Origin of the sequence: Granulicella tundricola MP5ACTX9 (assembly GCF_000178975.2) — a bacterium.
GTDB classification, from domain to species: Bacteria; Acidobacteriota; Terriglobia; order Terriglobales; family Acidobacteriaceae; genus Edaphobacter; species Edaphobacter tundricola.
In genome coordinates, this window is record NC_015057.1 from 466,934 (window position 1) to 475,658 (window position 8,725).

Below are 8,725 nucleotides of genomic sequence, written 5' to 3' on the forward strand. Positions count from 1 at the left end.
CGGGAACCATCTCATTTAGAACTGGTAGCGGCCCGCAAACTGAATAGAAAGAGGATCATGCGCCGACCGTATTAATCCGAACTCTGGATTAATATGCACCCCATCATTCGACAGTTCGCTGATTGGATTGTAGTAGTTAGCCCTGTTGAAGATGTTGAAACCCTCTACCCGCAAAATAATCGAGTGGTGCTCCCGGAATGCAATCGACTTTTGCAAAGCCAGATCCTGGCTGATATAAATCGGCCCGCTAAACCCATTCCTTGCACTATTCCCCACGCAAGCCACAGGATTTGACTTGTTGCTGTATAGCGTAGGTTGCGCATAAAGACTGGGGCAACTGGCCGCTGCTCCCACAGAAACCAGGCTCGACGCACCCACTCCCGTGAAGTATCCGGTAGGCTTACCCGTCGAATGAATCTGCGTATTCGTGGGCAGATTGATCCGTTGCGTTACCTGCCCATAAGCCGGCCCAGAGAAGATAGAAAAGGGTTGACCACTCTGAGCCGTAAAGATCCCTGATAAGACGAACCCGTTCGTCCATTTCTTGTGAAAGTTTGGAGCATATACGAAGTCCGCGACTGCCCGGTTTCGCACATCGAAATCCGAGTTCCCGTAATCTCCGCCATTCGCCCGGCTGGAGAAGCCCAGCGGATTCTGCGGAAGGCTGTACTGGCTTATGTCGACCGGCCGGCTACCCGTCGTCGTAAGAGCGGAGGAGACTGCGTCGAACGAGGGGATATTTGCCGCCTGTACCAATGCCTGCGCCAGCGAGGATTGACCTGCGGCCGTAGGTGCCAAACTGTTGAAGCGAGCGCCGTTGACATGCGGATTGGAAAGCGAGTTCGCACCCAGCGCGAACGCGGTTGGATTACCCGCGCCAAACAACTGACGCCCAAAGATCTGCGACCACAACGCATCGGTGGACCGAGGGAAATTGCTTCCCGCTACATCGTCCAGCGACCGTGAATAAGTGAAAGCCGCATGCATCGAAAGCCCGTGATACTGCTCGCTCCGCATACGAAGCACCAGCGAGTGATAGCTCGACGACCCTACGTTCGACTCGGTAAACACAGGAAAGAATGTGTTGTTATTGCAAAGTCCTCCGGGACTCGTTGAGGTTCCGCCGCCCTGCGTGCAATAGAACTCATTGCTGAAGTTACTGTCATAAATCAGCGGTAGATCCCGGTTGACCGAGCCAACGTAAGCGATTTCACCTGCCCACGAAGGTCCAAATGTGTGCTGCCAGCTTGCCGTGAACTGGATGCTGTAAGGCGTCTTCAAACGGGTCACATCCCGCTCATAAAGGATGTTTGCGCCACTCGCCGCCTGATAGCTCTGGAAGTTCGCACTGTCCGACGCATTCAGCGTCTGGAAGTTGAGCGTATGCAAACCGAACCCGCATTGCGTCTGGGAGGTTCCGCAGGCCGCAGAGTCGAAGTTCTGCCCATAGATCGCGCTGGGATTCGTTACGTTATAGGGGCTCGGACGATTCTGCAGAAGCTGCTGCGTATACGACGCAGGCAGGTGATCGTAGTAAAGTCCCCCTGATGCACGGAACACATCGTGAAACTTGGAATCGGGCGAATATGACGCGCCGAAGTGGCCCATGACATTGTTCTTGTTATTCGGTAGCGAGAAGGAACCGTTCGGCGTGCAGTTCCAGCCAGATCCGAAGGTCACTCTACGATTGCCGTAGAGGGAATCGAGCGAAGTCGTATTCTCCGCGCCGCACTGATACTGGAAGGCATCGTAGGTGCCGTTGCTGCCCTGCTTAACCAGACCCTGATCCGCGGCTACGTAGTTCCAAAGCCGGTTGCCCGTATCCATTGGTTCGCCAAAGAACTCATATCGCGCACCGAGGCTAAAGGTAAGCGTCGGCATAGGCTGAAATTTGTGCTCCGCGAAGACGCCGAAGCTGGAGCTACGCAAATCCCCTGTGTAGCCGATGGGCTGGCGGAGTTCGTAGTCGAAGGAAGGGTGCTGAAACGCAATGCCCAGGCCACAGGAGATGCAGGTTTCGCTGTCGCTGGTGAACTCTCCGATGTTGTTCGACACCACGAGGCCACGCGCCATCCCGCCGTCGTAGCTGAAATTCTGTTGATAGCGATAGTCGCCACCAACGGTCAGATTGTTGTGTCCACCAAAGTGCAGATCCAGAATGTCCGAGAAGAAAGCTTCGCTATCCCGGTGTTTGGAGGGCGCTCCCAGTGGCGCGCCGATACGCGGAAGGGGAAACTGACCATCAAGCGAGGGAGTGATCGCCGAAGGTGAATTCCTTGACGCCGTTGTGCAACTAGCCGTTCCATTCGGGCAGGCGTTCCAGAAGGAGTCATACCAGCCGCCCATCAGTCCTGGTTGAGCAGGTGCGGCACCGGTGATCCGTGTATCGATTCCGCTGATCGCAAAGGTACTGAGCGAACCCGCAGCAAGGCCCAGCGAAGCCGCGCTGAAATTGCGATCCTGGGCCACATCGTCCACGCGGAATTGCGTGAAACCAATGTTCATCGTGTTAAGGCTCTGCCCAAAAGGCAGGTTGTACGTGATGGCCGCACTCTGATTCTGGGCACGCCGGTTCGCACCGTTGCCAGGGTAAGCCTCTCCCGCCGGCAGCGTGTCATCATGAAGCTGATCAATCAACTGCCCCGTATACCGAAGGCTGACAGTTCCGAGTGAGCCCAGGGAAAGCTCGGGCCGCACATGCAGGTTATGGACGTGTGTGTAGTTCGGCGCAAAACCACGATAGAAACCAAATGTACCCGCTCCTGTTGCGGTCATCAGGCTGGTTCCAGTCTGCCCAACATTCGGTCCAGGAAGCAATCCCAGGACGCCCTTTGCGATCGCCCCATCGACATTCGCGATTGGATTGTCAAGGAAAGTCGGCACCCGTTCGAAGATTGGCGTCGGGTTGTCGATCCTCGTCCCCTCGTAGCTCAGGAACAGGAACAACTTATTATTGCTAAGCAACGGACCGCCCGCGCTGGCACCAAACTGTTGCGAAGTGATCGGGTAGGTATTGCTGTCTTGCGTTGCAAGAATGGATGCCGGATTGAAGCTCCCAGCCTGGCACAGGAAGGTTCCGCAGCCACTGGTCGCTCCGCCGATGGGAGATCCGGGAGAGACCAGGTTGAAGAGCTGGTCATAGCGCTGTGGCGCGTAGCCCAGGTATGACGGATCAGAGATGATCGTGTGATTGGCTACGCTGACGGCATCACCGGCTCCATCGGACGCCGTAGCCGCAGCCTTGGCAAACGTCGAGGTCGAATAAACGGAGAGCGGAGAGCCTGCGTTGAGGGAATCATTGTTGAAGTAGTCGAAAAGACTTCCGTGCCATGCCTTACTACCGGAAGCGGCATTTCCTCGGCTCGTCACGACATCGATGACGCCGCCCGAACCCTGTCCATAGCGCATATCCGGCGCAGCATAGATGACGCGGAATTCCTGTACGGCTTCATTGATCTGGAAGGGGATCGCCTGATTATTGCTGGAAGCGACGTTATCCACACCGTCCAGCAGGAAGTTGCTTGAAGTCTGCTGTGAGCCCGCGATGCTGAACGCAGCACCCTGAAGCGGCGAGCCTTGTGGGACGTCATGAACGCCGGGCTGAATTGCACCCAAGGCGAGAAACGTTCTGTTGTAAAGCGGCAGCACGCGGAGCTGCTGATTCGAGATGTTAGCTCCGGGCACCACACCTTGGTCGTTCTGAATAAGACCGCCCGACTTGACCTCGCGGTCAGCCAGAACGCCCTTTGAAATATCGATGTTTGGCAGAGCGGTGTGGCGTGAATCAGGTAGCACCTCAAACGATGCGTCGGTGCCCACGAGCTTACCGGTGTTGTCATAGACTGCGACCGCGTAATCCTTGCCGGGCTGAACATCGTCAAAGCTGTAACGACCATCCGGCGCGGTCAATTGAGTCTCGTCGACTGGCGGCTTACGGGTTTTGTTAACGAGGTGAACCGTCAACTGTGGAACGGGTTTGAAGTTATTGCCGAACACAACTCTTCCGTCGACCAGAGATTGACCAAATGCCGCCATCGAAGCGGAGAACAGGAGCAGAAAAACGGCAGACTTCAAAAGACGCTTCATAAACCATCCTTTACCAGCAGACATCAACGACAGGTAGATCAAGTGGGAGGCAAACTTTACACGCCTCCCAGAAATCACGAAACAGAACCTTCGCAGCAAGACGGCAAGGAGTGCCAACTACGGGGAACCGCACACCTTTGAAAACCTGCTGTGCATCGGGGCCGGGGCGTACTAGTTAGAAAATGCGCTTCAACATCTCTGGAGCGATGCAGCTATAAATTACAGGCCCGGATTCTTCCAGTCTTCAAGAATTCTTGTCGATACATACTTCGCAACCGGCTGATATCCGGCTGAACGGGCCTGTTTGAAGTCTTCCTGAGCTTCCTTCTGTCGCGTGGCACGTTTGGCAGCCGGATCCAGATAAGCCAAAGTCTCCTCGGTTGCACCAAGATAAAAATACGCAGCGCCCTTTTTCTTGCCGCCGTCCGCTCCGAGATAGCGATTGAGACGAGACTCCGCATCCTCAAAATGCGAGGAGTAGAACGCGGTGATAGCCTCTCGAAGGGTCGTTTCCAGCTTTACCGGATCGCGGCTCAGTTCAGCCGCCACCTCGGCATTGATCCGTGCGATCTCGCGCTTCGCATCCGCATTCGCAGGATCGATGTCCAGAACCTGCCGATACTTACGGCTTGCAGTCTCGGAATCCTTGTGACTGACCGCTAGGCTCGCCTCTTCCAGCAACTTCCGCTTCTTCTCATCCGGTGAGACATCCGGCGGTTTGTTCAAAGCCTTCTGGTCGGCGGCAGGCTTGGACACGGGCGGTGGAGGTGGAGGAACGTTCTTAGCAATAACGACCGGTGCTTGAGCCTGAGTGACAGGCGCAGCTGCAACCGCGGCCATCTGATGCATGCGCTGAATCTTGCCGCTCAGATCGTCGGAGCCGACGTGGCCGTTGAGATCCAAAGCCGACTGATACGAGCGCTCAGCCTGTGCATACTCCTTTGAGTCTTCATGACTGTGGCCCGTGCTGACAAGACTTCCGTAGCGATCTATCTCACCGAGAAGGCGAGTTGCTGCCGGCTTGATCGAGGGGTCGGTCACGCCTTGTGCCGCAGTCCTTGCGGCTGACAAGTTTCCGGAATCGAAGGCGGTCATCGCCTGGCTCAGGAGAGCACCGCTCTGATCCGCAGGCTTGGTCAGGGCAGTCGTAGGCGCGTCAGGCCCTGGCCCATTCAGCTTGGCAAGGAGCTGCTCGGCCTGGTGATGCGTATCGGGATCGAGATTGCTCACATACTTCGCATAGCGTTTGGCTTTGGCGGCTTGGCCTGCGTCGTTCGCGTCTAGCGCGGTCTTCAGGGCCTGCTTGTCACTATTAATGAGTGCGGCTCGGCTGACGTCGCAGTCCTTGCGAAAGTCTTTATTCTTAGGCTCCATGTCAGCTGCTTTGCAGAGCAGGATGACCTGTTTTTCCTGGTTTGGTTCGGTATTGGCCTGCGCGCGTAACGCTTTTGCATCTTGTGCCAGGCTTGGCACCGTCACCATGGCAGCCGTCAATGCGATGAAGAGATGAGTGCAGTGAAATTTCATTTTTGGCCTGCCAGTATCTCGTCGATCTGTGAGTCGCCGAGCGTCGTGAAGGTCGCCGAGCACATGTGGTCGGCCGCAAGATCACACGTCTGCTGCTGTGTGCTTCCGTCACTGGACTTGAAGACCACCGTATAGGTGCCCTCCGGAACTGCATCCACGCGCAGCGGAGTCATATGCGAACCAGCCGGCAATAGGACGACGTTGCCACTGCTGCCCGTAATGCTGACTACCTCACCAAAGGGCGAAGCATTCAGCTGGATGAAGCTCATCGCCGCACCGCCGCCCGTATTCGACCTCGTATGAATCACGTAAAAGACAGCGCCCGCAACGATGAGCACGACCGCTGCAAGGATTCCGATGAGCATGCTGCTCAGCCCTTTGGACTGAACGATGATCGGAACACTTCCTGTTGTGTCCAACCTGGCCTTGGAGACCTTGGCAGCTTCCTGCGCAAGACGATTCCAGTCTGCCTGAAGGTTTGCGTCGGAGACTGCCAGGACTTCAGCCGACTTCCTCAACTCCTCCAGTGCGAGCGGACCCTTCTTTGCCAGAATTGCCTGCCGTGCCTGGCTGATCGACTCTCCCACCATCGCGTTGGCGATTGGCACCTGCCGCCGCTTGTAGTCGGTGACGACGGCGGTGATCTCGGGCGAATCGCCATAGGCGTTTCGGACAGCTTCAAGAATCTCCAGACCGCCGCGCAGATCGCGTTTGTTCAGTAATTCATTCGCCTGCGCGATGGAGGCCTGGATGGCTCTTTGTTGTTCGGCCCTGCCTTCAATCTTTGCCCGGATCGCCTTAAGCTGCGAGTGCTGCTGTACAGCAGCAGGCTGAGAATTGAGCAGCTGGAGTGCCTGCGCGGGATCAGTCTCACTGAGGCTCTGAACCCGGGCGATGACGGCTTCCATGCGCCGGCCAATCTCATCCAGACGCTCCTGGGTCTGACGCAACAGTTGTTCGATCGCCGGAGTACCGCCCTGTTGTGCGGCCGGCTTCAGAACTGCAATCGCCCCTTCAAGATCCTCGGCGGCGAGTTTCCTGTGAGCCTCCTCAAGAACTGCTGCTGCAGCCTGACTCCGCTCCTTATTGAGCTTCTCGGTCCGCGCATGTTCCAGGAGGTACGTGATCTCAGGTGTTTCGCCGCAGTCCAGCGCCGCCGTCTCTAAGGTCGAAATGGCCTGATCGTACTGCGCTGCGTCAAGCGAGGTCTGCGCGTGCTTAAGATACTGCGCTCTAAGCCCTTCGAGATTCGCTTTTTTGAGCTGATCCACCACCCGTTCCTGCAGCGCGAGCAACCGCTCCTCACCCGGAATCTCGTCGAGCGCCTTCTGAATGCAGGAGAGCGCTTCCTGAGGATTTGAAAAGAACAACTCCTGTACCTTCAGGGAGGTGCTCTCAACCAGCTTGCGCGCATGTTCTTCCTGAAGCTTCTTCTCGGTCTCGCCCTTAAGGCGAAGCAGTTGCGCTTCAGCCGGAAGGCGGTCGAGTGCGCGATTGATCAGCTGCAGGGCACGGTCTGATTCGCCACGGAAGAGGCTGTCCTGGATCTCGGCCACGATCTGGTCGATGACCTTGCGCCGCCGGTCCTCTTCCTGCCGAGCGGTTGCCTCCTGGAACATCTTCTGCGCTTCCACGTCGGTGGGGTCGATGTCGAGCGCTTCACGAAGATTCTTGATCGCCCCGGTGAAATCCCGGTTCGAAAGCAGATCCTTACCAGACTCCTTGAGCTTGCGCCGCGTCCCGTCTTTCGCCTGCCGCTGCATCTCCTGGACGATGCCGGCCTTCTCGTTGCGAAGATCCGTGTTTCGCTCATCAAGCTGCAGTGCCTGCTCAATTAGTTGGGAGGCGGCCGTAAAATCGCTACGATGCCGGGCGTCTCGTGCCTGCTGTTGCAGAGAGGCGATCTTGTCGACCTTCTCCTTCAATCCGCGGACGTGCTCGATCTTTTCGGTCAACCCATTGGCATTTGGATCGACACGGGCGGCCTGCTTATAAAGCTCGAGAGCTTCTACATATCGCTGACCGAGGACGGCCTCTTCCGCCTGGTTCAGCGTCTGCCGTACCTGCTCAGACTTCTGCTGGCGCGCGAGCCGATCCTGCACCTCGCGTAGGAGCTTTCGAATCTCGAAGTTTTGCGGGTCAAGCCGCTGCAGATCGATCAGCAACGGTCTCGCACTGGTCAGCTTTTCCTGCTCCAGCAGCATCTTGACCTGTCCCAGCATCTCTCCAACCCGCGCTCGCTTGAGCGTTTCGTTCAGAGCTTCAAGATCTCCGGCCATCTCCTCCGCGGTCGCATAACGCTCGTCGGGATCCTTGGCCAGTGCCCGGTCCAGCACCATATCGAGACCGGTCGGATAGTCCTGCAGGTAGGTTCCGAGAGGAGGGAAGGGCTCGTTGACCACCTTGTGCAGGGCAGAGATGTCTTCACCGCCGAACGGCAGCACGCCGGTCAGCATCTGGTACAGCATAATCCCGGCCGCCCAGATATCGGCACGTCCATCGGACGGATGCCCCTTCAGCCGTTCCGGAGAGATATAGTGAAACGTTCCGATGACCGCCCCGGTCTGGGTGTGACCAGAGCTGCTTTCCAGGCGCGCGATTCCAAAATCGACGATCTTGGCGTTCCCATCCGGCTGAACCATGACGTTCGCCGGTTTGATATCGCGATGGACCACGCCTTTGGAGTGGGCATAGCCCATCCCGTTGCAGACCTGCCTGACGATGTCCAGTTTGTCGACGATGGTGAGCGTGTTATTGCGAAGAACCTTCTCCAGGGATTCGCCATGGAGAAACTCCATCACGATATATGGATTGCCGTCCTGTTCGCCGAAGTCGTAGACCGTGACGATATTCTGGTGATTGAGAACACCGGTCCGAGCCTCGCTCTGAAAGCGCTGGCGAAGCTCCGGAGTCGCATCCGTCAAGGTCTTGATCGCGACTTCGCGTCCAATATTCTTGTCTTCCGCACGATAAACAACGCCCATACCGCCTCGGCCAAGCTCCGAGAGAACCTCGTATTTGCCGATATGGGTGACTGATGATGGTGTATCCATTTATTTGCCCGGGGTCGATCGTGATAATGGTGCGATTCCGAATTTTATCCTGCGTGAGT

At 56.8% G+C, this 8,725-nt stretch carries 3 protein-coding genes; all 3 read right to left on the reverse strand.

Annotated features, from left to right (window positions below):
- Positions 1–15: 15 nt before the first annotated feature.
- The 3 genes from ACIX9_RS20410 to ACIX9_RS24185 all read right to left on the reverse strand — a co-directional run bounded on the left by ACIX9_RS20410 (position 16) and on the right by ACIX9_RS24185 (position 8,666).
- Positions 16–4,086 (reverse strand): outer membrane beta-barrel protein, encoded by a 4,071-nt coding sequence (locus ACIX9_RS20410; RefSeq protein WP_013572983.1) that lies wholly within the window; start codon positions 4,084–4,086, stop codon positions 16–18.
- A 219-nt stretch (positions 4,087–4,305) separates the two neighbouring features.
- Positions 4,306–5,580 (reverse strand): hypothetical protein, encoded by a 1,275-nt coding sequence (locus ACIX9_RS20415; RefSeq protein WP_198152234.1) that lies wholly within the window; start codon positions 5,578–5,580, stop codon positions 4,306–4,308.
- A 29-nt stretch (positions 5,581–5,609) separates the two neighbouring features.
- A complete protein-coding gene (locus ACIX9_RS24185; protein ID WP_013572985.1) occupies positions 5,610–8,666 on the reverse strand; it encodes a serine/threonine-protein kinase in 3,057 nt (1,018 codons plus the stop codon).
- Positions 8,667–8,725 lie beyond the last annotated feature (59 nt).

Excerpts from the sequence above, each read along its gene's own strand:
- ACIX9_RS24185 (WP_013572985.1), bottom strand. The coding sequence starts at position 8,666 with ATGGATACACCATCATCAGTCACCCATATCGGCAAATACGAGGTTCTC.
- ACIX9_RS20410 (WP_013572983.1), bottom strand. The coding sequence starts at position 4,086 with ATGAAGCGTCTTTTGAAGTCTGCCGTTTTTCTGCTCCTGTTCTCCGCT.